The sequence below is a fragment of the Citrobacter sedlakii NBRC 105722 genome, from assembly GCF_000759835.1.
Lineage (GTDB): Bacteria > Pseudomonadota > Gammaproteobacteria > Enterobacterales > Enterobacteriaceae > Citrobacter_A > Citrobacter_A sedlakii.
The window spans coordinates 14,659-40,062 of sequence record NZ_BBNB01000008.1 but is presented as its reverse complement, the minus strand read 5'-3'; the positions used below and the strand labels follow the sequence as shown (position 1 = coordinate 40,062).

General features: G+C 57.2%; 15 protein-coding genes and 1 pseudogene. 9 read left to right on the top strand and 7 right to left on the bottom strand.

Translation table 11 applies throughout. The features are described from left to right. Positions 1-33 precede the first annotated feature (33 nt). Complete coding sequence (locus CSE01S_RS23080; RefSeq protein ID WP_042288303.1) at positions 34-12,939, bottom strand: BapA/Bap/LapF family large adhesin; 12,906 nt, start codon at positions 12,937-12,939, stop codon at positions 34-36. A gap of 614 nt (positions 12,940-13,553) precedes the next feature. After that, entirely contained in the window at positions 13,554-14,036 is a 483-nt protein-coding gene (gene smpB / locus CSE01S_RS11410; RefSeq protein WP_042289030.1) for an SsrA-binding protein SmpB, read from the bottom strand. Between the two features lie 169 nt (positions 14,037-14,205). On the opposite strand from smpB, the gene ratA reads away from it, so the two are divergent. Together ratA and CSE01S_RS11400 are read left to right on the top strand one after the other, a co-directional pair. After that, positions 14,206-14,643 carry a type II toxin-antitoxin system toxin RatA gene (ratA, locus tag CSE01S_RS11405; RefSeq protein WP_042288300.1) on the top strand — a complete coding sequence of 146 codons (438 nt, stop codon included), beginning with the start codon at positions 14,206-14,208 and terminating at the stop codon, positions 14,641-14,643. Beyond that, on the top strand, positions 14,633-14,923 hold the full coding sequence (locus tag CSE01S_RS11400) for an RnfH family protein (RefSeq protein WP_042288298.1): 291 nt from the start codon (positions 14,633-14,635) through the stop codon (positions 14,921-14,923). Before ratA ends, CSE01S_RS11400 begins: the two co-directional genes overlap by 11 nt. Before the next feature lie 108 nt (positions 14,924-15,031). Here CSE01S_RS11400 and bamE read toward each other — a convergent pair whose 3' ends face one another. The 3 genes from bamE to nadK form a co-directional block, all read right to left on the bottom strand. Next, complete coding sequence (gene bamE / locus CSE01S_RS11395) at positions 15,032-15,376, bottom strand: outer membrane protein assembly factor BamE (protein WP_042288296.1); 345 nt, start codon at positions 15,374-15,376, stop codon at positions 15,032-15,034. 149 nt (positions 15,377-15,525) lie between these two features. After that, positions 15,526-17,187 (bottom strand): DNA repair protein RecN, encoded by a 1,662-nt coding sequence (gene recN / locus CSE01S_RS11390; protein WP_042288295.1) that lies wholly within the window; start codon positions 17,185-17,187, stop codon positions 15,526-15,528. A gap of 85 nt (positions 17,188-17,272) precedes the next feature. Then, positions 17,273-18,151, bottom strand: a complete 879-nt coding sequence (gene nadK, locus CSE01S_RS11385) for an NAD(+) kinase (RefSeq protein WP_042288294.1) — start codon at positions 18,149-18,151, stop codon at positions 17,273-17,275. A gap of 121 nt (positions 18,152-18,272) precedes the next feature. Here nadK and grpE point away from each other — a divergent pair, with 121 nt between their 5' ends. Continuing rightward, a complete protein-coding gene (gene grpE / locus CSE01S_RS11380; RefSeq protein ID WP_042288292.1) occupies positions 18,273-18,866 on the top strand; it encodes a nucleotide exchange factor GrpE in 594 nt (197 codons plus the stop codon). Positions 18,867-18,926: 60 nt separating this feature from the next. On the opposite strand, the gene CSE01S_RS11375 is transcribed toward grpE, so the two are convergent. Together CSE01S_RS11375 and CSE01S_RS11370 are read right to left on the bottom strand one after the other, a co-directional pair. Continuing rightward, the gene (locus CSE01S_RS11375; protein ID WP_131729031.1) at positions 18,927-20,213 is read right to left on the bottom strand and encodes an HlyC/CorC family transporter; all 1,287 of its coding nucleotides are present in this window, start codon (positions 20,211-20,213) and stop codon (positions 18,927-18,929) included. Positions 20,214-20,232: 19 nt separating this feature from the next. Further along, positions 20,233-21,024, bottom strand: coding sequence for a cytochrome C assembly family protein (locus CSE01S_RS11370; RefSeq protein ID WP_042288288.1), 792 nt, complete (start codon positions 21,022-21,024; stop codon positions 20,233-20,235). A 165-nt stretch (positions 21,025-21,189) separates the two neighbouring features. Between CSE01S_RS11370 and ffh the strand changes: the two genes are divergently transcribed. From ffh to CSE01S_RS11340, 6 genes and pseudogenes are all read left to right on the top strand, one after another. Beyond that, positions 21,190-22,551, top strand: a complete 1,362-nt coding sequence (gene ffh / locus CSE01S_RS11365; protein WP_042288286.1) for a signal recognition particle protein — start codon at positions 21,190-21,192, stop codon at positions 22,549-22,551. Positions 22,552-22,805: 254 nt separating this feature from the next. Then, a complete protein-coding gene (gene rpsP / locus CSE01S_RS11360; RefSeq protein ID WP_012134698.1) occupies positions 22,806-23,054 on the top strand; it encodes a 30S ribosomal protein S16 in 249 nt (82 codons plus the stop codon). A gap of 18 nt (positions 23,055-23,072) precedes the next feature. Beyond that, on the top strand, positions 23,073-23,621 hold the full coding sequence (gene rimM / locus CSE01S_RS11355; protein ID WP_042288279.1) for a ribosome maturation factor RimM: 549 nt from the start codon (positions 23,073-23,075) through the stop codon (positions 23,619-23,621). Between the two features lie 43 nt (positions 23,622-23,664). Then, positions 23,665-24,430: pseudogene (gene trmD, locus CSE01S_RS11350) on the top strand (tRNA (guanosine(37)-N1)-methyltransferase TrmD). A 40-nt stretch (positions 24,431-24,470) separates the two neighbouring features. Continuing rightward, positions 24,471-24,818 (top strand): 50S ribosomal protein L19, encoded by a 348-nt coding sequence (gene rplS / locus CSE01S_RS11345; protein WP_000065254.1) that lies wholly within the window; start codon positions 24,471-24,473, stop codon positions 24,816-24,818. A 141-nt stretch (positions 24,819-24,959) separates the two neighbouring features. Continuing rightward, complete coding sequence (locus tag CSE01S_RS11340) at positions 24,960-25,364, top strand: DUF2946 domain-containing protein (protein WP_042289027.1); 405 nt, start codon at positions 24,960-24,962, stop codon at positions 25,362-25,364. Positions 25,365-25,404 lie beyond the last annotated feature (40 nt).

The window sequence follows — 25,404 nt, the reverse complement described above, 5'->3', positions numbered from 1 at the left end:
CCGGGGTCGTTGTGTTGTCGTTTTTTGTACTTATCAGGTCACAATATGGTTCTGTTCAATCAGCTCATTGAGCGTGGTCTGTACGTTCTCCAGGGTGACGAGTGCCGTTGACTGATACGTGCTCCCCGCGCCGTCGCGGTCGATGGATATCGTGGTGTTGCCGCCGCTGGTGCTGACGTTGAGATAACTGCCGAGCGTGGCGTTATCTCCGTTCCAGCCCACCAACAGGTCGCCAATGTCGATTTTGTCGCTCTGCGTCAGCGAGAAGTTTCTCCACGTATCCGTACCGTTTCCGCCCGTCGCGCTGCTGGCGTTAAGCAGGTTGTAGATCAACGTGTCGCCGTAGGCCGATCCCACCAGGACATCGTTCTGCGTGGTGCTGACGACCTGTGGAGCAATATCTACCGTCAGGGTGGCGGTGTCGGTATGACCACGGGTGTCATCCAGTTTGTAGGTAAAGGTCTCCTTCGTGGACATAGATGAGAGTGCGACGCCGTTGTTCAGCGTGTAGGTATAAGAGCCGTCAGCGCGGATTTGCAGCGAGCCGTACTGCCCCTGAATGGTGGTCGTCCCGCTGGAATACGGATCCAGCGTCGCGGTACTGCCGTTAAAACCGGTTACCGTCAGACGCGTATCGACGGTGTTCAGTTGATCCAGCACGCCAGAGGCGTCGCTGCCGTCAAAGATATTGCCGTTGACGGTATGCGTACCGGAGGTTTCGAAATTATCCAGATCGACTGTGGTACCGGTGATGCGCGGCGTAATGGTCGCAGCCCCCACCAGAGTGTTGTTACCGGTGAAGTTCAGCGTATACGTGCCGCCGTCCAGCTCCAGCCCGGTGAGATTGACGGTTACCGTGGCGCCGCCGAGGGTGATATTGGAAACCGGTACGGTGCCGGTGCGAATCACTACGCCATTTTCCAGCACCGTCCAGGTGATGGTCAGGTTGCCGAGTGTGATCAGCGTGGAAACGTTAAAGACTATCGCTGCGCCTTTCAGAATTGTGCCAGCCGCGACGTCAAAGGTCCCGCTACCGCTGCCGGTTCTGCCAAACGCTCCCCAACTTGCTGTGCCGACAGAGCTGTCCAGATAGCTCACCGTATCCTGCACCGACGGCGCAATCAGGGTGTCGCTGACATCGTTCACGGCATCCAGCGCGCGGGCGGTTGGCTGGATATTGAGTGAAGCGGTGTCAGTATCGCCGTTTGGCGCCCTGACCGTATAAACGAAACTGTCCGGCGTGGAGGTGCTGTCGGCTCCGAGGCCGCTTTTCAGGGTGTAGGTATAGTTCCCCTGCGCATCAATGGTCAGCGTGCCCCAGGCACCCACAATCGTTGTGGTGCCGGTCTGTGCCACCGCGACGCCGTTCACCTGGGTCACCAGCGTTCCGTCTGGCGCGACGTCGTCGTTCAGCACGTTGCCCTGAGTGGTGGTGCTCAGGCTTTCTACGCTGTAAACATGATCCTCAAGGATGTTCAGCGTATAGCCAGTCAGCGCCGTGATGCCAAATGACGGGTTCAGCAGGAACAGGTATTCACCGCCCGGGAGGTTGAGGGTCAACGGATTGGACTGACCGCCCAGGAGCGGCGCGTTCAGCCAGTTTCGCTCTACCCGCCACTGTTCAAACTGCTGGGTGATATCATTAAAGCGATAGATATAGAGGTCAAAACTCGACGCCACCGCCACGCCGCCTATCGATGATTGCAGCGTCATGGTACGCGTCGTGCCTTCTTCAACGTCGAAGATTATCGGGTTACTCAGTCTGTCGAGCACCCCAACATCCAGCACGTTGCCGAGGCTAACGTTCACCACGGTAAAACCACCCTGCGAAGACGGACCATTGTTAACGGCGTCCACCAGCGTGTCATAGGGCAGGGTAGCGACGTTATCGACAGCCGTAACGCTGCTGGCCGGAGTCTCATTGCCCAGCGTGATCACCAGTTTCGCCGAGGTTGTATTACCGCCGCCGGTGATAGTGTAGGTGAAGCTTTCGGTTCGACCGACCACCGATGCCGGGCTGTTCGGGTTCAGCGCGTAGCTGTAGCTGCCGTCCGGATTGATGGTCAGTGTCCCGTAGACGCCCTGAAGGACGCTGCTGCCGGAGCCGAGCGTAACGCTGTTGCCGTTAGTGCTGGTAACCATTGTCACTACGGTGTCCTGCGGCGCGCTGTCGTTGTTCAGTACGTTACCGGTTTGCGTTTCCGCGCTGGTGATGGCGCCTGCGCTGGTCTGCTCGACGTTGACGTTCAGCGCAGTGTAAGAGCCCGTCGCCAGCAGAGCGGTGTTATAGGTCAGCACCCGATAGGTTCCGCCCTCTAATCCGGTGACGTTCACCGTTACGCCGCTGCTGCCCAGCGTCAGCAGGTTGGCGAACTGTGCCTGAGCGGTGTCGATGACCGTTGTCCACGAGTTAGTGGCCGCATCGTATTTCTGGATCGCCACTTCCTGGGTATTGAGCAGCGAGAGCACCACCCCGGTGGTACTGGCGTCGATCACCAGATTGGCGCTTCCGCCGTCCTGGACGGTGAACTCGACCGCCGCCGTATCGTTGCCCAGCACGTTCGCCACGTTGCCGAGCGCGCCTACCAGCAGCAAACCGTAGTCGCTGTAGTCATTGGTGGTCACGGTGGCGTCGGTGGTGATGGTCAGGTTCTCCACGTTATCGCTGGCGGCGATGGGGAGCGTTGGCGCCTGAACCTGGGTGGTGGTTGAAACGTTGCCAACCGCATCAGTGGCGCTGACGCTGATATTTTCCCCGCTGGTCTGTTTGCGGTCGAAAGTCAGGGTGTAATTACCGCTACTGTTGGCAGTGGTGGTGAGCGTCTCGCCGGTACTGAGGGTGATCGTGACCGTACTGCCCGCTTCGGCGGTCCCGCTGATGCTGGCGCCGTCAGCGCTGATGCTGCCGGTGGGCGCAGCCGTCACGGTGTCTATCGTGACGTTAAAGGTGGAAGAAAAGGTGCCGGTGCCGTTAGCGTTGGTTGCCGTGGCGGTCAGCGCGTGCGCCCCGTCAGCCATACCGGCAGGCGGGGTGAACGACCAGCTCCCCTGGGCGTTGGCAGTGGTGGTGCCAATCGCCACGCCGTCGCTGTAGATGGTGATGGTTGAGGATGGCTGTGCGGTGCCGTTGATCAGCGGTGTGGCGTCGTTAGTCGCCTGACCGTTGGCCACCAGCCCGGTGATTGAACCCACCTCATCGGTCAGTGAGACAATCACCGGTGCGCCTGGCAGACCGGTAAATGGCGCTTCGACGCTGCCTGCCGTTCCGATGTTGCCAGCCCGGTCCTGGGCAACCACCTGCAGGGTTTCTCCGCCAACCTGCGCCGGCGTGATGACAATGGAGAAATTGCCGGAGCCGTCTGCGACGCCGGTACCCAGCACCGTGCCGTTGCTGCCGGTGATGGTAATCGTGCTGCCCGCTTCCGCCGTACCGGTTACGCTGGTGCCGTTGGCGACCACCGCCAGGTTCGCTGGCGCGGCAGGCGGCGTGGTATCGACAACAATGGTGGAGATTGCCGAGGCCGGGCTGACGTTGCCCGCCGCGTCGGTGGCCTGGGCCGTAAAGCTATGCGACCCTTCGCCCAGCGCAGTCGTCGGCGTAAAGCTCCACGCCCCGTTCGCATCCGCCTGAATCGGCGTCGGCGTAAGCAGGGTTGCGCCATCGTAGATATTGATAAACGCCCCCGGCTCACTGGTGCCGCGCAGTTCCGGCAGCGTATCGTTGGTGCTTTGCCCGCTGCCTACTGCGCCGGTGTTGTTGCTGACGTCATCAAGGATCGTGGTGATGACCGGTGCGGCTGGCGTTTGGGTGTCCACCGTCAGGCTGAAGCTGCTGGATGGGCCGACGTTGCCCGCCGTATCAGTGGCGCTCACGGAAAGCGTGTGCGGCCCGTTGCCGAGTGCCGTGGTTGGCGTAAAGCTCCATGTCCCGTTGGCGCTCACGACGACGCTGCCGATGACCGTTCCGTTATCGCTGAAGGTGAGCGTGGTGCCTGCTTCTCCCGTTCCGTTAAGCGTCGGACGGGTGTCGTTAGTGCTCTGATTGGGCGACAGGTTGCCGGTCTGCGGTGCGCTGTCATCCACCACCGAGGTGATCGCTGGCGCCAGCGGAGCGACACTGTCTACTGCCAGGGTGAAACTGGCCGCCGGACCCGTATTGCCCGCAGCGTCCGTTGGGGTAAAGGTTAGCGGATGCGTGCCCTGACCGAGATCGCTGGTTGGGGTAAAGGTCCAGGCGCCGTTGCTGCCTACTGTCGCCGTGCCGATAGGCACGCCGTTATCCGCAACGCTGATGGTGGTACCGGGCTCGCCCGTCCCGGTAAAGGTGGGGCGCGTATCGTTGGTGGACTGACCGCTGGTCAGGCTGCCGGTCACCGGGCCTGCGTCATCGGTCACGCTGCTGATAACCGGAGCGACAGGCGCGGCGGTATCGACCGTCAGGGTAAAGTTTGCCGATGCCGGACCGGTATTGCCCGCGCTGTCGGTGGCTGTCACCCGTAGCGTGTGCGTCCCCTGCGCCAGCCCGTCTGGTCTGTAGCTCCAGCTACCACCTTCGTTGACTACCGCAGTGCCAAGCAGGACGCTGCCGTCGAAGACGTTAATGGTGCTACCCGGCTCGCCCGTCCCGGTGATGACGGGACGAGGATCGTTGGTGGTCTGGCCGTTAGTGAGATCGCCCGTACCCGGCGTGACGTTATCGGTCACGTTGACGATGGCGGGCGCCACGGGCGCGACGGTATCCACCACCAGGCTAAATCCCGCGCCGGGGCTGACGTTGCCTGCGGCATCGGTCGCGGTCACGTTAAAGGTATGCGAACCGCTGGCGAGTGCGGTAGGCGGCGTAAAGGTCCAGGCGCCTGTGCCGTCTGCCTGCACAGTGCCGAGCAGGGTCGTACCGTCAAAAATGTTGACGGTGCTGTTGGCTTCGGCAGTTCCGGACAACGTTGGGCGCGTATCGTTGGTACTTTGTCCGTTTGCCAGTGTGCCGCTGTTGGGGGCGACATCATCGGTGACCGCGCTGATGACCGGCGCCGATGGCGCCTGGGTATCGACGGTCAGAGTGAAGGATGCCGCCGGACCTTCGTTCCCTGCGGCATCCGTCGCCGTAACGGTCAGGTTATGCAGGCCGCTGCTTAACGGACTGTCCGGAGAAAGCGACCAACTGCCGTCTGTGCCAGCGACGACGCTGCCGATTTCGGTGGCGCCATCATAGAGGGTGACGGTTGCGCCTGGCTCCGCCGTCCCCTGGAAGGTCGGCTGGCTGTCGTTAGTGCTTTGCCCGTTCGCCAGTACGCCGGTGGCAGGAGCGGTATCGTCAGTGACGCTCTGGATCACCGGCGCACGCGGCGCGGCGGTGTCCACGGTAACGGTATACCCCGCAGACGGGGCGCTGACGTTACCGATCGCATCGGTAGCGGTGACGGTTATGGTGTGTGTTCCGGCGCTGAGCGCAGGCGGCGTGAAGCTCCAGCTACCGTTGGTCACGGTCGTAGTGCCGATGTTTACACCGTTGTCGTAGAACGTAATGGTACTGCCTTCTTCACCGCTACCGGTAAAGGCTGGCGTGGTGTCGTTTGTGCTGCCGCCGTTGGCGATGATGCCGGTTTGCGGATCGCTGTCATCGGTAGCCGACGTGATCGCTGGCGCCAGCGGCGCGGTGGTGTCCACAACCACTTCAAACGCTGCTGACGGCGCACTGACGTTGCCTGCGGCATCGGTGGCGGTAATGGTCAAACTGTGGTTGCCTTCGCCCAGCGCGGCAGTTGGGGTGAAGGTCCATGCGCCGTTGACCACCTGCGTTACCCCGAGCAGTGTGGCGCCATCGTAAATCGAAATCGTCTCGCCGTCGGTTCCGGTACCGTTGAGGGTCGGGCGCGCATCGTTAGTGGTGTCGCCACTGGTGAGCGTGCCGGTACCCGGCCCGACATCGTCCGTCACGCCGCCGATGACTGGCTGAGCGGGCGGGGTGAGGTCGAGGGTGATGGTAACCACCGCCGAGGCTTTGCTTGAGTCTGCACTGTCGACTACCTGGAAGGTATGCTCGCCTTCACCCAGCGCCGCGGTGGCTGTCCAGACCCAGTTGCCCGTGCCGTCGACAGTGACTGTGTCGACATTCACGCCGTCGACCAGAACATTGAGCGTTGAACCTGGCGTAGCGGAACCACGCAGGCCGGGCAACGTGTCATCGGTGGTCTCTCCGTCACGCACATCACCCTGCACGCCGCCTGCGTCGTCGACCACGGCGCTAATCACCGGCAGCCCCGTGCCGGATCCGGCAAAGTCAGCCGGAATACTGAGGTTACCTGCCGCATCCTGTGCGGTGGCTGTCAGGGTGTTGGTGCCGGTTTGCGCCGGGGTGACATCAATGCTGAAGTTGCCGCCCGTCGCCACGCCGGTGCCGATCACGTTGCCGTTATTGTCACGGATGATCACCGTGCTTCCTGCTTCCGCAGTGCCGGTTACCGTTCCGCCGTCGTCAGAAATCAGTACGTTCTGCGGTGTTGCCGGCGGGGTAAGGTCAACGTTTAAGGTGATCGGGGCGGAAGGCTGGCTCGCATTCCCTGCCGGATCGGTGGCGACTGCCGTGAGGGTATAGGAACCTTCGGTAAGCGGCGCGTCAGGGACAATTGTCCAGTTGCCGTCGCCATCAACTAGCGCCGTGCCGACCACGGTTGCGCCGCTGGAGAGGGTGACGGTGCTGCCCGGTTCGCCAGTGCCGCTGACGGGTTGTTCAGGCTGGTTAGTCGCCGCTGGGCTGGTCGGTGAGGTGATAAACGGCGCATCGGGCGCGCGGGTATCGACCGTTAAATCAAACTCAGCCGACGGCGGGCTGATGTTCCCGGCTGCATCGGACGCCGTGACGCTAAAGCTGTAGCTGCCCTCGGCAAGTGGAATGGTCGGCGTGAAGTTCCAGGCACCGCCAATGACTTCTGCCGTACCGATCGCCACGCCGTTATTCAGTATGGTGACGATACTCCCCGTTTCGCCCGTTCCGCTCAGGGTCGGGGTGGTATCGTTCGTCTGGCCGCCGTTGCTCAGCGGCCCGCCGTCCTCATTAACCGTGAGGGTTGGCGTGGTCGGCGCCTGGGCGTCCACGCGCACGATACGATCCGGCGATGTGGTGCTGTTTCCCGCTGGATCGGTGACGGTCAGCGAGATGATGTGGTCACCCGATGTCAGCGGCGTCGTCAGTTGATAGCTCCAGTTACCGGCGTTATCGATGATTAACGGCGGTAGCGCCACGCCGTCAAGGGTAATGATGATGGTGTCGCCTGCGGTGCCGCTTCCGCTCAGCAGCGGCAGCGTATCGTCGGTGAACTGCGCGTTATCCAGCGAGCCCGTCTGGCTGCCGACGTTATCAGTGATCGTCAGGTTCGGCGTTGCTGGCGCGGTTGTATCCACCACGATACCGGTTGGCGCGGAGGGAGCGCTGACGTTGCCTGCCGCATCGGTCACGGTGATGGTAAACACATGCTCACCCTCGCCCAGTACGGCGGAAGGATATTCCCAGGCGCCGTCGGCGATCGTGACGGTGGCCACCTCAACACCCTTGTCGTAAATGGTAACGCGCTCGCCGTTGACTCCCGTTCCGCTGAGAACCGGCTGTGTTTCGTTGGTCGCCTGGCCGTTGCTTAACGGCGCATCATCACCGTCGGCCACGGTCAGCGCCGGGGTGGCGGGGGCGGTGGTATCGACGGTAATGACGATTGCGGCGGAGTTCGTGCTGGTATTTCCCAGCGGATCGCTGGCGGTGACGCTGAGGGTATGGCTGCCTTCGCTGAGCGCTGGCGCCGGGGTAAAGCTCCACGTACCGGCGTTGGTGACTTCGGTTGTGCCAATCGCCGTTGTGCCGTCATACACCGTAATGATGTCTCCGGCGGTACCGATTCCGCTCAGCACTGGCTGCGTGGCGTCGGTGACGGCGTTATTGGTCAGCTCGCCCGTAATTTCCCCGGTATTGTCGGTAATGGTCAGAACCGGCGCCGTAGGCGCGGTGGTATCGACCGTAATGACGACGGCATCGGACGCGGGACTGGTCTGGTCCTGTCCGTCGGTTGCCGTGGCGGTGAAGGTGTACTCACCATCAGGGAGAACGTCTGTGGTCAGCGTCCAGTTGCCATCAGGGTCTACGATAGCCGTACCCGACAGCGGCACGCCGCCGTTCAAAATGGTGATGGTCGCTCCCGGTTCACCGGTACCGCTGAAGGTCAGTCGGTTGTCATCGGTGCTTTGCCCGGTATCCAGGTTACCGTTGACCCCGCCGAAGTCATCGGCAATCGATACCACCACCGGCGCTTCCGGCGCGGTGATATCGGGTGCCTGCACGCTGGTGGGCTGACTGGTGTTATTTGATCCATCGGTGGCGGTCACCGTGAGGGTTTCGCCATTAACCACGGCAGGAGTGAGCGAAACGGTAACGGTGCCGTTCGCCGGAACCGGATCAGATACCGCCAGAGTATTGCCTTCGCTGTCTTTAACGGTGATCCGACTGCCCGGCTCGGCGGTGGCGGTCAGGGAACTGCCATCCGCGGACACCTCCACGTTCGATGGCGGCTGCGGCGCGGTGGTGTCGGGCGCGGTAACAGAGGCTGGCGTGCTCTCCAGGTTCGCCGGATCGGTGACCACAGCGGTTAAGGTCTCGCCGTTGGTCTGCGGCGTGTCGAGGTCGACACTGAAATTCCCCTGATCGTCCGTAGTGCCCTGGCCCAGCGGATTGCCATCGGGATCGCGAATGGTGACGGTGCTGCCCGGTTCGGCAGTGCCGGTGACGGTGGCGCCGTCATCGGAAACATCAAGATTACCGGCTGGCTGCGGTGGAGTGATGTCCGGCGCGATGGTCGTCGACGGTGGGCTGGTCAGATTCACCGTGTCGGTGACGACAGCCGTTAAGATCTCGCCGTTAGTTTGCGGTGTGTCGAGCGTGACGGTAAAGGTACCGTCGGGCTGAACCAGCGCGGAACCGAGCGGCGTATTGTCGCTGGCGTAGATGGTCACGGTAGTACCGGCTTCGGCGGTCCCGGTGACCGTGACGCCATCATCGGAAACATCCAGATTACCCGCCGCCAGCGGCGCGGTGGTGTCAGGCGCAGTGGTGGTGGCCGGAGAGCTGGTCAGGTTTGCCGGATCGGTGACGATAGCGGTTAAAATCTCGCCGTTAGTCTGCGGTGTATTCAGGGTAACGGTGAAAGTACCGTCGGGCTGAACCAGCGCGGAACCGAGCGGCGTATTGTCGCTGGCGTAGATGGTCACGGTAGTACCGGCTTCGGCGGTCCCGGTGACCGTGACGCCATCATCGGAAACATCAAGATTACCGGCAGGCTGCGGCGGAGTGGTGTCGGGTGCGGTAACAGAGGCTGGCGTGCTCTCCTGGTTTGCCGGATCGGTGACAATTGCGGTCACAATCTGACCGTTGGTCTGCGGCGTGTTCAGGGTAACGGTGAACGTACCATCATCCTGAACCACTGCGCTACCCAGCGGTGCGCTGTCGCTGCCGTAGATGGTCACGGTGGCGCCTGCTTCGGCTGTACCGGTGACCGTGACGCCGTCATCGGAAACATCCAGGTTACCGGCAGGCAGTGGCGGAATCGTATCCACGGTGATGGTGTACGTCCCGGAAGGGGCGCTGATGTTACCTGTCGCGTCGGTAGCGGTGACGGTTATGGAGTGTGTTCCGTCGCTGAACGTGGAGGGGGTAAAGCTCCAGCTACCGTTGGTCACGGTGGCCGTGCCGATCCTGACGCCGTTGTCGAAGATAGTGACTATGCTGCCATTTTCACCGCTGCCGCTAAAAGTCGGTGTGGTGTCGTTGGTGCTGCCTCCGTCGCTGATGATGCTGGTCTGCGGATCGCTGTCATCGGTGGCGGAGGTAATGGTGGGTACGAGCGGCGCGGTGGTATCCACAACCACCTCAAACGCCGCTGACGGCGCGCTGACGTTGCCTGCGGCATCGGTGGCGGTAATGGTCAGGCTATGGCTGCTTTCACCCAGCGCTGTGGGCGGCGTAAAGTTCCACACGCCATTTTCCACCTGTACCTGCCCGAGCAGCGTGGCGCCATCGTAAATGGAGATCGTTTCGCCGTCGGTGCCGGTACCGCTCAGGGCCGGGCGTGAATCGTTGGTGGTATCGCCGCTGGCAAGCGTACCGGTGCCCGGCGCGACATCGTCCGTTACGCTGCCGATGACTGGCTGAACCGGTGCGGTGAGATCGACGGTGATATTCACCACCGCCGAGGCATTTTCCGCATTCGCACTGTCAACAACCTGGAAGGTATGTGTACCTTCACCCAGCGCCGCGGTTGCCGTCCAGACCCAGTTCCCGGTGCCATCAACGGTTACCGTGCCGACATTTACGCCGTCGACCAGTACATTGAGCGTTGAATCTGGCGTGGCGGTACCGCGCAAGCCGGGCAGGGTGTCATCGGTGGTTTGCCCGCTTCTCAGATCGCCCAGGACGCTACCCTCATCATCGACCACAGCGCTGATAACCGGCAGTCCGCTGCCGGAGCCGTTGAAGTTTGCCGCAGGGCTGGTATTGCCCGCCGTATCCTGGGCAGTGGCCGTCAGCCCGGCGTTGCCGGTTTGCGCAGGCGTGATCGCAATGGAGAACGTGCCGTCTGTCGCTACGCCGGAACCAATAATATTGCCATCGGCATCACGAATAATCACCGTGCTGCCGTTTTCCGCCGTACCGGTCACCGTGCCGCCATCCTGAGAAATGACCACGCTTTCGGGAGTCGCAGGTGGGGTGGTATCAACTTCCAGAACAATCGGCGCAGAAGGCTCACTCTGGTTACCCGCCGGATCGGTGGCGACCGCGGTCAGCGTGTACGAGCCTTCCGTTAGCGCCGGAGCAGGCGTTATTGTCCAGTTGCCGTCGCCATCAACCACCGCCGTGCCGACAACCGTATTACCATCAGACAACGTAACGGTGCTGCCCGGTTCGCCGGTGCCGATAATGGGTAATTCTGGCTGATTGGTTGCCGCCGGAGTGGTCGGCGAGGTGATAAACGGCGCATCGGGTGCGCTGGTATCTACCGTAAGCGTGACAGAAGGGGACGGTGTACTGGTCTGGTTATTCGCGTCGGTCGCCGTAACGGTAAAGTTATGGTTGCCGTCTTCAAGGACGGGTGTCGTGAGCGTCCATGTACCGTCGCTGCCGACAATAACGCTCCCCGGCAACGCCGTCCCTCCGTCCAGAATGGTAATAGTCGCGCCAGGCTCACCGGTCCCGCTGAAGGTTAATTGATTATCATCGGTGCTTTGCCCGGCGGTCAGATCCCCTTTCACATCGCCTGCATCATCAACAATCGATACCACTACCGGCGCTTGCGGCGCGGTGATATCGGGCGCCTGTACGTTGGCTGGTTGACTGGTGTTGTTTGAACCATCGGTGGCGGTCACCGCGAGCGTTTCGCCGTTTTTTTGTGGCGTGTTCAGATCGACGCTGAAGTTCCCTTGCTCATCCGTTACGCCCTCACCAACGGGATTGCCATCGGGATCGCGAATGGTGACGGTGCTGCCCGGCTCTGCGGTGCCGGTAACGGTGGTACCGTCATTGGAAACGTTAAGATTACCGGCAGGCTGCGGCGGGGTGGTGTCCGGCGCGACGGCGGTTGCCGGAGGGCTGGTCAGGTTTGCCGTGTCGGTGACGACAACGGTCACCGTTTCACCGTTGGTCTGCGGCGTATCCAGCACGACGTTGAAGTTCCCCTGGTCATCCGTTTTGCCCTGACCAATGGGATTACCCGCCGGATCGCGAATAGTGATCGTACTGCCCGGCTCTGCGGTGCCGGTGACGGTGGTGCCGTCGTCTGAAACGTCAAGATTACCGGCAGGCTGTGGCGGGGTAGAGTCCGGCGCAGTAACCGTGCCGGAAGGTCCGCTATTCCCTGCTTTATCCATCGCGATAGCCGTCAGCGCTTCTCCGTTCTGTAACGCTTGCGTGAGCGTTAAAGTAAATTTGCCATTGCTGTCTGCGGTTACCGTACCCAGCGCCGTACCATCGCTATTGGTAATGGTTACCGTACTGCCGGCCTCCGCGTTCCCTGAGATCACAAGCCCGTCTGCGGAGATCGCCAGATCTGTTATCGCGCCAGGAGCCAGGGTATCCACAACAAAAGTAAAATCGCCAGACACGATGCTGGTATTGCCCGCCTTGTCCGTTGCGGTAACCGTCAGTTCATGTTCGCCATCGGCGAGCGCAGACGGTGGTTTGAAGCTCCAGTTGCCCGAGGCGTCTACAGTTGTTGTACCGAGAACCTGACCATTGTCATAAACGGTAATAACGGCCCCAACTTCGCCAGTACCGGAGATCACAGGCTGGTTGTCGTTTGTGGTTTGGTCATTTTGAATGGAGCCGGTGATGCCAGCAACGGCATCCAGCGCGCTGGTGATCAGTGGCGATGCGGGCGGGGTGGTATCAACACTTCCCGGTGGAGGGTTGGTAATGCCTCCGCCGCCATTATCTGTACCGCCGCCCGGGTTACCGCTGCCATTGTCGTCATCATCGTCCCCTCCGCCGCCGCCCGATGCGGCGATTGCCGCGATCCCGCCAGCAGCGACTACGCCGCCGAGTACCCAGGGCCAAATAGCGGCGCCTTCATTTGCGCCGCCTGCGGTGATTAACAGCTCATCGATGGATGAGATCTGCTCAAACTGCAGTCCTGCTTCCGGGTTCTCTACCCACCACAAGGCTCCGTTGTCGTCTTCCAGCACCAGCTGGCTCGCGCCCTGATCGTTAGTGACGTAGAAATTTTTAATGGTCACCTTTTCACCGGAATGAAAAGTAATGACCAAATCCTGATTAACGCGAGCAAGCTGGCTGATTTCTTCACGTTGCGCGCTTAACTTCACTATGGAAGGGGTATTAAGTGTGACTTCAGAGGCTTCGACATTGGTGGAAACGCCCGTCAACTTGGATACAACGGCGAGAAGACGCATATATTCACTCCTGATAGCTTGCGCAGTGCGTTATTTTTTAAAATCACCCATCAGGAAAATACGCAGACGAGCGCCCTCGTTCATCGTTATGATGAATTCTCGCGGATGATTTCTGTTTACTGGTCGTTCGGATGGCGGCTTGTTGTGTGCTGAATAACCTTTTGTTTTTATGTACTGGTACTTTCGTATTAGATGATATAGCCAGAAAGATCTCTTTCTGCAACTTAAGTAATATTAACGATCTGCTTAGGTTCACTAAAATATATTCTCAGAGTTGGACTTTACTGGATGGAAAACGGTTAAAGCAAAGCGGCATGACAATTTATGTAATTGTAATATAAGGTTTTAAAGGGAGGGTTGTCGTGCAAGGGGAAGTCATTACAAGCATAAACTGTAATGTTATTCAGGCGATTAAGAAGAAGAAAAAATATTTATTTGAAGTATTGGGTTCTTCGGCTATGCAATAACTGTAAATATATCTAAAGATATATTCTTGTTATTTTAACGATTCAGCAAATATATTTATACGATCGGGGAGAATATATTTTTGTGATTTCAGGGAGTCATTAAAGGTGACCAGCCTAAAATGTCGGGCTGGTCACATTCTGCAGGCGTCAGCGCCCGGCATTTTTCATAATGCGGGCTTTATCAAGCTGCCATTCGCGCTCTTTCACATCTGAACGCTTATCGTGCTGTTTCTTACCTTTCGCCACGCCGATTTTGACTTTGCACCAGGCATTTTTCCAGTACAAAGAGAGCGCGACCACGGTATACCCTTCGCGGTTAACACGGCCATACAGCGAGTCGAGTTCGCGCTGATTAAGCAGCAGCTTACGGGTGCGGGTAGGATCGCAAACCACGTGGGTCGATGCGACAGCCATTGGCGTAAAGTTGGCGCCAAACAGGTACGCTTCGCCGTCGCGTAACAAGACATAGCTGTCGCCGATGTTAGCTTTACCGGCACGCAGGGATTTCACTTCCCATCCTTGCAGGGCGAGTCCCGCTTCGAATTCTTCTTCGATGAAGTATTCATGTCGCGCACGTTTGTTAAGCGCGATGGTGGCTGAGCCAGGTTTGTGTGCTTTTTTCTTCGTCATAGTGCCGCTCAGTATAGGTAAACTGGAATCGAAAAACACCCCATTTCGTCCTCAGGGGGTGAAGGGATTATCTTAGCATGAACCGGGTTATACCCTGTTGCGGGATAGCGTTTTTTTTACCGTAGGATAAATGCTATTATTTGTTCGATTTTTGTTGATGGAAATAGCTATGCCGCAGATTAGTCGAACCGCGTTAGTCCCTTACAGTGCGGAACAGATGTATCAGTTAGTGAATGACGTACAGTCCTATCCCCAGTTTTTACCGGGTTGCACCGGCAGCCGCGTTCTGGAGTCCACGCCGGGGCAGATGACGGCTGCAGTTGATGTCTCCAAAGCAGGGATCAGTAAAACGTTTACCACGCGCAATCAGTTAACCCGTAACCAGAGCATTCTGATGAATCTGGTCGACGGTCCGTTTAAGAAACTGATTGGCGGCTGGAAATTTACCCCACTGAGTCAGGAAGCCTGCCGGGTAGAATTTCATCTCGACTTTGAGTTTACCAATAAGCTCATTGAGCTGGCGTTTGGTCGTATCTTTAAAGAATTGGCCGCCAATATGGTGCAGGCATTCACTGTGCGCGCAAAAGAGGTTTACAGTGCCAGCTAAGATTGTTGTCGAGGTGGCTTATGCGTTACCAGAAAAACAGTATCTGCAGCGCGTCACGCTGCATGACGGGGCGACGGTGGAAGACGCCATTCGCGCTTCCGGTCTGCTCGAGCTACGCACCGATATTGATCTTGCGAAAAACAAAGTGGGTATATACAGCCGCCCGGTGAAGTTGAGCGATACGCTGCAGGAGGGTGATCGAGTTGAAATTTATCGCCCACTGATTGCCGACCCGAAAGAGTTGCGCAGACAGCGGGCGGAGAAGTCTGCCAATAAGTAGGCTATATACGGCGGGGCGCGATACTTTCAGTCGGCAAACGCTGCCAGTGACAAAAAAGGTGCTCATTGAGCACCTTTTAACATTTTGATTTACGTTCTCAAGCCTGGTTTAGGGGTTTTTGGTCAATGCCGGCTTGTTATCAATGTTGGTCAACACGCCGCTGCTGTTAAAGGTCAGCGTTAGCGTTTGTTGCGTTACGCCTTCATGTCCCGGCTGTTGGCGGAACACGTAGAACCAGGTATTTGTGCCAAACGGATCGGACATCATTGGCGTTCCCAGCGCATAGGCAACCTGTTGCTGAGTCATGCCGACGCGCACTTTCGATACGTCGTTAGCGGTCAGGTAGTTCCCCTGGTTGATATCAGGGCGGTAAACCACTCGCTCCAGAGTGGAACAGCCTGCGGTCAACATCAATAATACTGCTGCGGCAGCAGTCAGCGTTTTACAGCGCATAGTGATTTGATTCCTTTTCGGGCCCGAGCAGTACGTGGCTCATATGTAATATGCCGATGATAATAGACCTTTCACCACTTTAAAACCTTTTGCTTACGGGTCCGTCGGCGTTTTTGTTGTCTACTCTGACCGTTAAGGGGCCAAAAAGTTTATGCCGCCAGCAGTTCTTTCGCGTTTGCGAGGGTATTGCGGGTCACTTCGCTACCACCCAACAGTCGCGCCAGTTCCTGCAGACGCGCGCGTTTGTCCAGCGGCTGCATATGGGTTTCGGTCATTTCACCGTCAGTATCTTTGCTGACATAGAAATGCTGATGACCACAGCCGGCCACCTGTGGAAGGTGCGTTACGCACATCACCTGGGTGGATTCTCCCAACTGGCGCAGGAGCTTGCCGACGACGGCGGCGGTTGGTCCGCTGATCCCGACATCCACTTCATCAAAAATCAGCGCCGGGGTTTCCATCTTACGGGCGGTGATCACCTGGATCGCCAGCGCGATACGCGACAGTTCGCCGCCGGAGGCGACTTTTGCTATTGCCTGCATGGGCTGTCCGGGGTTCGTCGTGACCCTGAACTCCACGCGATCCGCGCCGTCAAGGCTCAGATGATGTTCGTCAAAATTCACGGCAATAGTGAACTGGCCATGCGGCATAGAGAGTGAGTGCATACTCTCGGTAATTAACGCGCTTAGCTCCTGTGCATAGTGCAAACGCTGTTGATGTAGCGCCTTCGCGGACTCAAGCGCCTGCTGATGATGCTTGTTAACGGCCAGCGTCAGCGTTTCCAGCGAGTCAGCCTGATCGTCAAGCTGCTGCTGTTCTTCCAGCAGAGACTGATAATACTGCGGTAGCGCCTCCGGACTGACGTGATGCTTACGCGCCAGCGAGATTTGTTTTGAAATACGCTGTTCAAGTTCAAACAGGCGATTAGGATCTAAATCCAGACGATCGCAGTAATGGCGTAGCTCGTCGCTGGCCTCGGTTAACTGAATGGTCGCTTCTTCCAGCATATCCAGCACGCCGGAAAGTTTGCTGTCCATGCTGACCAGTTCGCCGACCAGTTGCTTCGCGGTATACAGCTGGCTTTGCAGGTTAACATCATCGCCATCCGCCAGCAGCGCCAGCGCATTCTGGCTGGTAGAGAGAAGCTGGCCGCTGTTGGCCAGCCGTTTGTACTCTTCATCAATTTGCTCAAATTCACCCGCCTGCGGGTTAAATTCGTTAAGCTCTTTGAGTTGATATTGCAACAGCTCGGCGCGCGCGGCGCGTTCCTGGCTCTGCTGTTGATGATGCGCCAGATCGCGGCAGCTTTGATGCCACAACTGGTAGCGCGAAGCCATGTCCTGCACCAACTGGGATTCATTGGCATAGCCGTCGAGCAGCGATTTCTGGTGCTCAGGTTTGATCAGCAACTGATGGGCATGCTGGCCGTGAATCTGAATTAACAATTGGCCCAGCTCGCGAAGCTGAGAGAGGGGAACGGCAGTGCCATTGATAAAGCCGCGGGAGCGTCCGTCGCTGCTAATGACGCGGCGAAGTAAACACTCACGTCCGTCTTCGAGCTGGTTGGCCTCCAGCCAACGCAGGGCGGCAGGCGTATCTTTCAGAGAAAAGCGAGCGCAGAGGTCGGCACGTGCGGCGCCGGCTCGCACCATGTCGGCGTCAGCCCGGCCTCCGAGACACAGGCCGAGTGCATCAATCGCAATGGATTTACCCGCCCCGGTTTCCCCGGTAATGACGGTCATTCCGCTCTGGAAATCGATCTCAAGTTCACGAACGATTGCAAAATTGCTGATGGTCAGTTGTGCCAACATAGCCGTTTTCCTGTATGAAAAACCATAACTGTAATTAAATACAGTATAAACAGGTTTTTTATCCAGTAAAGAGGCTGGCGTGAAATTAAAATAATTTTTTTGACCAACCCAGCTTGGTGCTTAACGTATTGAAATAGCTATAATCTTTTGGGTGTATTAAGTTCAGGTGATAGTCGCAACGCCGAATCAGCACATCTTCACCTTCCTGGATAGGCAGGGCGATCTGGCTATCACAGCTAATCTCAAGGTCGTTACGACGATGGGAAAAACGCAGCCGAATGGTACTGCTGCTGTTAATCACCAGCGGACGAGCCGAAAGGGTGTGCGGGAACATCGGCACCAGAGTGATCGCATCTAAAGAAGGGGTCAGAATCGGGCCGCCTGCCGAAAGCGAGTAGGCGGTAGAACCGGTTGGGGTCGAGATGATTAGCCCGTCTGAACGCTGTGAAAAGGCGAAGTTCTCGTCAATATAGACTTCAAACTCAATCATGTGCGCGACTTTACCGGGGTGCAGCACCACTTCGTTGATCGCCGTGCTGATGCGCTTCTGGCAATCCTGCTGGCAGACCTGCGCTTCCAGCAAAAAGCGCTGTTCCGCAATGTAATGGCCTTCCAGCACGTCGGCGAGCTGCTGCTGGGCGTTGTCAGGATCGAGATCCGTTAAAAACCCGAGATTACCGCGGTTAATGCCAATCACTTTGATGTCATAACGCGCCAGGGTGCGCGCCGCGCCGAGCATGTTGCCGTCACCGCCAACCACTACCGCCAGATCCGCCTGCTGACCAATTTCGGCCAGGGTGCCGGTTTTAACGTTTTTCAACTGCAGCTCGTGCGCGATTTGCTGCTCAACAATGACTTCATAGCCCTTCGTGCATAACCATCGATAGAGCATTTCATGTGTTGTCAGAGCAGTGGGGTGACGTGGATGTCCCACTATGCCAATACACTTGAAATGATTATTCATTTTTCGAGGTCCTTGTAACGAAGATTGATGACAATGTGAGTGCTTCCCTTGAAACCCTGAATCCGATCCCCATAATAAGCGAAGTTAGCGAGATGAATGCGAAAAAAACGCGGAGAAATTCATGAGTAGTAAAGAACAGAAAACGCCTGAGGGGCAAGCCCCGGAAGAAATTATCATGGAACAGCACGAAGAAGTTGAGGCGGTTGAATCAGACGCTTCTGCTGAGCAGGTGGATCCGCGCGATGAAAAAATTGCGAATCTGGAAGCGCAGCTTGCTGAGGCCCAGACGCGTGAACGCGACAGTCTGTTGCGCATGAAAGCGGAAATGGAAAACCTGCGTCGCCGCACCGAGCTGGACGTTGAGAAGGCGCACAAGTTCGCGCTGGAAAAATTCGTCAACGAGCTGCTGCCGGTGATCGACAGCCTGGATCGTGCGCTGGAAGTGGCTGATAAAGCTAACCCGGACATGGCGGCGATGATCGAAGGCATTGAACTGACGCTCAAATCCATGCTGGATGTGGTGCGCAAGTTTGGTGTTGAAGTGATTGCCGAGACCAACGTCGCGCTGGACCCGAACGTGCATCAGGCCATTGCGATGGTCGAGTCGGAAGAGGTCGCGCCGGGCAACGTGCTGGGTATTATGCAGAAAGGTTATACGCTGAACGGTCGTACGATTCGTGCGGCAATGGTCACGGTAGCGAAAGCCAAAGCGTAATGCGTGATCTGTAGCGCCGGGTGGCGGCTTGCGCCTTACCCGGCCTATCTATCCTGCGTCTTATTCCGCCACGCTCTCCCGCAGGGGCTTCACTGGCACCACTTTGACCTGCTTAATCATATTCTCCTGAACGTCGAGAATATCGATATCATACTGACCGATGCGCACCCGGGTGCCGGCGATCGGGATCTCTTCCAGCGCTTCCAGAATCACGCCATTTACTGTCCGCGCGTCATCTTCCGGCAGATGCCAGTTAAAGGCTTTGTTGATTTCACGCACGTTGGCGCTGCCGTCAATGATGACCGAGCCGTCATTCTGCGGTGTGACCTCTTCGGCCAGCGTTGGCGACATGGAGGTCGTAAAGTCACCGACGATCTCCTCAAGAATGTCCTCCACCGTCACCAACCCCTGAATATCGCCATACTCGTTGACCACCAGACCGACTTTCTTTTTGTTGCGCTGAAATTTAATCAGTTGGGTACTCAGCGGTGTGCCTTCCGGGACGTAGTAAATCTCATCGGCGGCGCGCAGCATGGTTTCTTTAGTGAACTCTTTTTTCTCGGACATCAGCCGCCAGGCTTCGCGCACCCGCAGCATGCTGATGGTGTCGTCCAGCGAATCGCGATACAGCACGATGCGTCCGTGCGGCGAGTGCGACAGTTGACGCACAATCGATTTCCAGTCGTCGTTGATGTCAATACCGATAATTTCATTACGCGGGACCATGATGTCATCGACAGTCATTTTTTCCAGGTCGAGCACCGACAACAGCATATCCTGGTTGCGACGAGAAATTTGCGAGCGGGATTCATTCACAATGGTGCGCAGTTCGTCTTTGCTCAGCGAGCCGCTGACCACGATATCGGTTTTAATGCCCATCAGACGCATCAGTAACCGGGTAATGGTGTTCAGTAACCAGACCAGCGGCATCATTAATACTTGCAAGGGCGCAAGCAGGAAGCTGCTCGGATAAGCCACTTTTTCCGGATAGAGCGCGGCGATCGTTTTTGGCAGCACTTCGGCAAACACCAGCACGACAAAAGTCAACACGCCGGTGGCAATCGCCACGCCCGCATCGCCATACAACCGCATACCGACAATGGTCCCGAGGGCGGAGGCGAGAATATTGACCAGGTTGTTGCCGATAAGCACCAGGCTAATCAGGCGATCCGGCTTACGCAGCAGTTTTTCCACCCGCTTTGCCGCCCGGTTTCCCTGCTTGGCCATGTGGCGCAGCCGGTAACGGTTAAGGGTCATCATTCCGGTTTCAGAACCGGAAAAATAGGCTGAGATGACCACCATGATGAGTAACGTGATGATCAGCGTGGTGGTTGAGATGTGTTCCAGGGGAGACTCCTTTTAGGGCTTAACTTACGACCTGCTGCAAAATCCGGCTGCCGAAATAGGCCAGCGTCAGAATGCCTGCGCCTGCGACGTTAAACCACACCACGCGGCGGCCGCGCCAGCCCTCATGATAATGTCCCCATAACAAAACAATATAGACAAACCACGCCACAATAGAGAGAACGGCTTTGTCGATGTTTTCCATGCTGAACAGGTTGTGCATGTAAAACAGGCCGGTACACAGCGTGAGCGTCAACAACACCACGCCGATTTGCGTGATATGAAACATTTTGCGCTCAATGCTCATCAGCGGCGGCATTTCGTTACTGAACGCCAGCTTTTTGTTTTTCAACTGGTAGTCGATCCAGGCCAGTTGCAGCGCGTAAAGAGCGGCGATGATGAGCGTCGCGTAGGAAAACAGCGACAGCCCGATATGGATCATCATGCCCGGAGTGGCTTCAAGATGCGTTATGTATTCGTTTGGCATAAAGGTCGCGAAAGCCAGATTGATGAGCGCGAAAGCGTACACGATCGGCAGCAACAGCCAGCCGCGGTTGCGTGAGGCGACAATCGTCATCACCGTACAGATCATCAGGCTCACCAGCGACCCGACGTTAAGCAGGCTCAGATTTTGTCCGCCTTCACCTGCGGGAAGGATACGGGCTTCCAGCGCAAAAGCGTGGCACACCAGCGCGACGACCGCAGAAAGAATAGCCATACGCCGCCAGCCGCTGTTTTTTTGCAGCAGAGCGGGAACGATCAGCGCGAGGCTGACGGAATAGGCGACAAGGGCGAGCAAAGCAAAAACGGGCATAGTGATGTCGACAATTAGCCAGTGAGAAAGAGAAGCAGTATAACGTTACGTGACCGCTGCTCCAACCGTTGCATAACAACAAAGGCGGCTTCATGTTATACTGCGACAAAATTCTGTTCCTGTGTCGCATGAGCGACCAACCGTTTCCACCCCAGGCGAGAGACAATGTTTGATAATTTAACCGATCGTTTGTCGCGCACGCTGCGCAATATCAGTGGCCGTGGACGCCTTACTGAAGACAACGTTAAAGAGACGCTGCGCGAAGTGCGCATGGCGCTGCTGGAGGCTGACGTTGCGCTGCCGGTAGTGCGTGAGTTTATCAATCGCGTAAAAGAGAAAGCGGTTGGCCACGAAGTCAACAAGAGCCTGACGCCGGGGCAAGAGTTCGTCAAAATTGTTCGTAACGAACTCGTCGCGGCGATGGGCGAAGAAAACCAGTCCCTGAACCTGGCCGCGCAGCCGCCCGCCGTGGTGTTGATGGCGGGTTTGCAGGGGGCGGGTAAAACCACCAGCGTCGGCAAACTGGGTAAATTCCTGCGTGAAAAGCACAAAAAGAAAGTGCTGGTCGTTTCTGCGGACGTGTATCGTCCGGCGGCGATCAAACAGCTGGAAACGCTGGCCGAGCAGGTTGGCGTGGATTTCTTCCCGTCTGACGTCGGCCAGAAGCCCGTCGATATCGTTAACGGCGCGCTGAAGGAAGCGAAGCTGAAGTTCTACGACGTGCTGCTGGTGGATACCGCTGGTCGTCTGCACGTTGATGAAGCGATGATGGACGAAATCAAGCAGGTTCACGCCTCTATCAATCCGGTAGAGACCCTGTTTGTGGTCGACGCCATGACAGGTCAGGATGCGGCGAACACCGCGAAGGCGTTTAACGAAGCGCTGCCGCTGACCGGCGTGGTGCTGACTAAAGTCGACGGCGATGCCCGTGGCGGCGCCGCGCTCTCTATTCGTCATATCACCGGTAAGCCGATCAAGTTCCTCGGCGTGGGCGAGAAAACCGACGCGCTGGAGCCTTTCCACCCGGATCGTATTGCTTCACGTATTCTCGGTATGGGCGATGTGCTGTCGCTGATCGAAGATATCGAAAGCAAAGTTGACCGCGCGCAGGCCGAGAAGCTGGCGACCAAGCTGAAAAAAGGCGACGGTTTCGATCTCACCGACTTCCTAGAGCAGCTGCGCCAGATGAAAAATATGGGCGGCATGGCGAGCCTGATGGGCAAGCTGCCGGGCATGGGCCAGATTCCCGATAACGTTAAATCGCAGATGGATGACAAAGTGCTGGTGCGCATGGAGGCGATCATCAACTCGATGACGTTGAAAGAGCGCGCGAAGCCGGAAATCATCAAAGGCTCCCGCAAACGCCGTATCGCAGCCGGCTGCGGCATGCAGGTGCAGGACGTTAACCGCCTGTTGAAACAGTTCGACGACATGCAGCGCATGATGAAGAAGATGAAGAAGGGCGGGATGGCGAAGATGATGAGAAGTATGAAGGGCATGATGCCGCCAGGCTTCCCTGGCCGCTGATCTTTTCCGGCCTGGCTCATTTGCCATTTCGGCGCCGGGGTGTGCTCGCCATCCTCACGTACTGCGTGTACGCTCCGGTGGCTGCGCGCACGCCGGCGTCGAACTGGCTGCACCGCCGACGGCCTTTTGCAGCAGAGTGATTAACTGCTGATTGCAATTTCCCCAGAAATCAGTAAAATTTTCGGGCTTTTAATATGACGCCGGGCTCCGTTCCTCGATGGGGCCCGGTTGTTTTATTCACACAAGAGGATGTTATGGTAACTATTCGTTTAGCACGTCACGGCGCTAAAAAGCGTCCGTTCTACCAGGTTGTTGTTACTGACAGCCGTAACGCACGTAACGGTCGCTTCATTGAGCGCGTAGGTTTCTTCAACCCAATCGCCAGCGAAAAAGAAGAAGGCACTCGCCTGGATCTGGATCGCATCGCTCACTGGGTTGGCCAGGGCGCGACCATTTCCGATCGCGTAGCAGCGCTGATCAAAGCAGCAAACAAAGCAGCTTAATCTGTCACGGTGGTCATGATGAGCAAACAACTCACCGCGCAAGCGCCCGCAGACCCTATTGTTTTAGGGAAAATGGGGTCGTCTTACGGTATTCGTGGGTGGCTCAGAGTGTTTTCCTCCACTGAAGACGCTGAAAGCATTTTTGACTATCAGCCCTGGTTTATCCAGAAGGCGGGTCAGTGGCAGCAAGTCCAGCTGGAAAGCTGGAAGCACCACAATCAGGATTTGATCATCAAGCTGAAAGGCGTTGACGATCGCGATGCGGCGAACCTGCTGACCAATTGTGAAATTGTCGTGGATTCTTCGCAATTGCCTGCGCTGGAAGACGGTGACTATTACTGGAAAGACCTGATGGGCTGCCAGGTAGTGACCACCGAAGGCTACGATCTCGGTAAAGTCGTCGATATGATGGAAACCGGATCGAATGACGTCATCGTCATTAAGGCAAACCTGAAAGATGCGTTTGGTATCAAGGAACGCCTCGTGCCGTTCCTCGATGGGCAGGTTATCAAGAAAGTCGATCTCACTACGCGTACTATCGAAGTAGATTGGGATCCTGGTTTTTAAACCACCGGATAAGCGGTAAATGACGGCGTGATGGGGATTGGCTGTGTTTATAGGTATCGTTAGCCTGTTTCCAGAAATGTTTCGTGCAATTACCGATTACGGGGTAACTGGCCGGGCTGTAAAAAATGGCCTGCTGAACATCCAGAGCTGGAGTCCGCGTGACTTCACGCACGACCGGCACCGTACCGTGGACGATCGTCCTTACGGCGGCGGACCGGGGATGTTAATGATGGTGCAACCTTTGCGGGACGCCATTCATGCAGCAAAAAGCGCGGCGGGTGAAGGCGCTAAGGTGATATATCTGTCACCTCAGGGACGCAAGCTTGATCAAGCGGGCGTCAGCGAACTGGCAACGAATCAAAAGCTGATTCTGGTGTGTGGTCGCTACGAAGGCATAGACGAGCGCGTGATCCAAACCGAAATTGACGAAGAGTGGTCAATCGGCGATTACGTTCTCAGCGGTGGAGAGCTACCAGCGATGGTACTGATTGACTCCGTATCCCGGTTCATTCCGGGAGTTCTGGGTCATGAGGCATCGGCAACGGAAGATTCCTTTGCGGATGGATTGCTGGACTGCCCGCACTATACCCGGCCTGAAGTGTTAGAAGAGATGGAAGTACCGGCAGTATTGCTGTCAGGAAACCATGCTGAGATACGTCGCTGGCGTCTGAAGCAGTCGCTGGGCCGCACCTGGCTTAGAAGACCTGAACTTCTGGAAAACCTGGCTCTGACTGAAGAGCAAGCAAGGTTGCTGGCGGAGTTCAAAAAAGAGCACGCACAGGCAACATAAACATGATGGGATGGCATAAGCCCCCGAATATCAGTTTACCCAGGATAAGAGATTAAATTATGAGCAACATTATTAAGCAACTTGAACAAGAGCAGATGAAGCAGGACGTGCCTTCCTTCCGTCCGGGTGACACCGTGGAAGTGAAAGTATGGGTTGTTGAAGGTTCCAAAAAACGTCTGCAGGCATTCGAGGGCGTGGTTATCGCTATTCGTAACCGCGGTCTGCACTCTGCATTCACTGTTCGTAAAATTTCCAACGGCGAAGGCGTTGAGCGTGTCTTCCAGACTCACTCTCCGGTTGTTGACAGCATCACTGTCAAACGTCGTGGTGCCGTTCGTAAAGCTAAACTGTACTACCTGCGTGAGCGTACTGGTAAGGCTGCTCGTATCAAAGAGCGTCTTAACTAAGATATCGCTCAGGCGACATCCTGTTAGAAGGGGCTGGCCAGATGGCTGGCCCTTTTTTTATCCCCGAAAGCTCGTAGCGTTAACCATTAATTCATAAATCATTTACAATGCCTGCCGTGTCTTGCGGGAGGGATCGTGGTTATCGGGCAATTTCGTCAGCCAGGTGTTCAGCGCAACGCGGCATGGCTCGCGCTGTTTGCGATCCTGCTGATAATCATCTCGCCGCCGATCTCCATCGCGCTGCAAAAAGATCCGATGCGCGCTATGCCGGGCATGCATCATGAAATGGACATGACGGCGGACCACGCGCCGCATCACGATGTTTCGTCTTTCACCCCGCTTACTGTCGATCACGGTGAAGCGTGCGGTTACTGTGTGCTACTGGCGCATGTGCCGGGCCTGCTCCTGGCGCGGGTGATTCTGCCCGGTGACCTGTTGCTCAGGCAGATGAACCGACCAACACGCCCATCGGTAAACCACTGGCACTTTTTCCCCTGGCTGTATCCTGATACCCGCGCGCCTCCGTGCTGCTCTACTGCTTCCTGACCCTGAAAAATAAGATTGTGCGCGCAAGCGTCACGACACC

Excerpts from the sequence above, each read along its gene's own strand:
- nadK (WP_042288294.1), bottom strand. The coding sequence starts at position 18,151 with ATGAATAATCATTTCAAGTGTATTGGCATAGTGGGACATCCACGTCAC.
- recN (WP_042288295.1), bottom strand. The coding sequence starts at position 17,187 with ATGTTGGCACAACTGACCATCAGCAATTTTGCAATCGTTCGTGAACTT.
- ffh (WP_042288286.1), top strand. The coding sequence starts at position 21,190 with ATGTTTGATAATTTAACCGATCGTTTGTCGCGCACGCTGCGCAATATC.
- grpE (WP_042288292.1), top strand. The coding sequence starts at position 18,273 with ATGAGTAGTAAAGAACAGAAAACGCCTGAGGGGCAAGCCCCGGAAGAA.
- rimM (WP_042288279.1), top strand. The coding sequence starts at position 23,073 with ATGAGCAAACAACTCACCGCGCAAGCGCCCGCAGACCCTATTGTTTTA.
- ratA (WP_042288300.1), top strand. The coding sequence starts at position 14,206 with ATGCCGCAGATTAGTCGAACCGCGTTAGTCCCTTACAGTGCGGAACAG.
- rpsP (WP_012134698.1), top strand. The coding sequence starts at position 22,806 with ATGGTAACTATTCGTTTAGCACGTCACGGCGCTAAAAAGCGTCCGTTC.
- rplS (WP_000065254.1), top strand. The coding sequence starts at position 24,471 with ATGAGCAACATTATTAAGCAACTTGAACAAGAGCAGATGAAGCAGGAC.
- CSE01S_RS23080 (WP_042288303.1), bottom strand. The coding sequence starts at position 12,939 with ATGCGTCTTCTCGCCGTTGTATCCAAGTTGACGGGCGTTTCCACCAAT.
- smpB (WP_042289030.1), bottom strand. The coding sequence starts at position 14,036 with ATGACGAAGAAAAAAGCACACAAACCTGGCTCAGCCACCATCGCGCTT.
- CSE01S_RS11370 (WP_042288288.1), bottom strand. The coding sequence starts at position 21,024 with ATGCCCGTTTTTGCTTTGCTCGCCCTTGTCGCCTATTCCGTCAGCCTC.
- bamE (WP_042288296.1), bottom strand. The coding sequence starts at position 15,376 with ATGCGCTGTAAAACGCTGACTGCTGCCGCAGCAGTATTATTGATGTTG.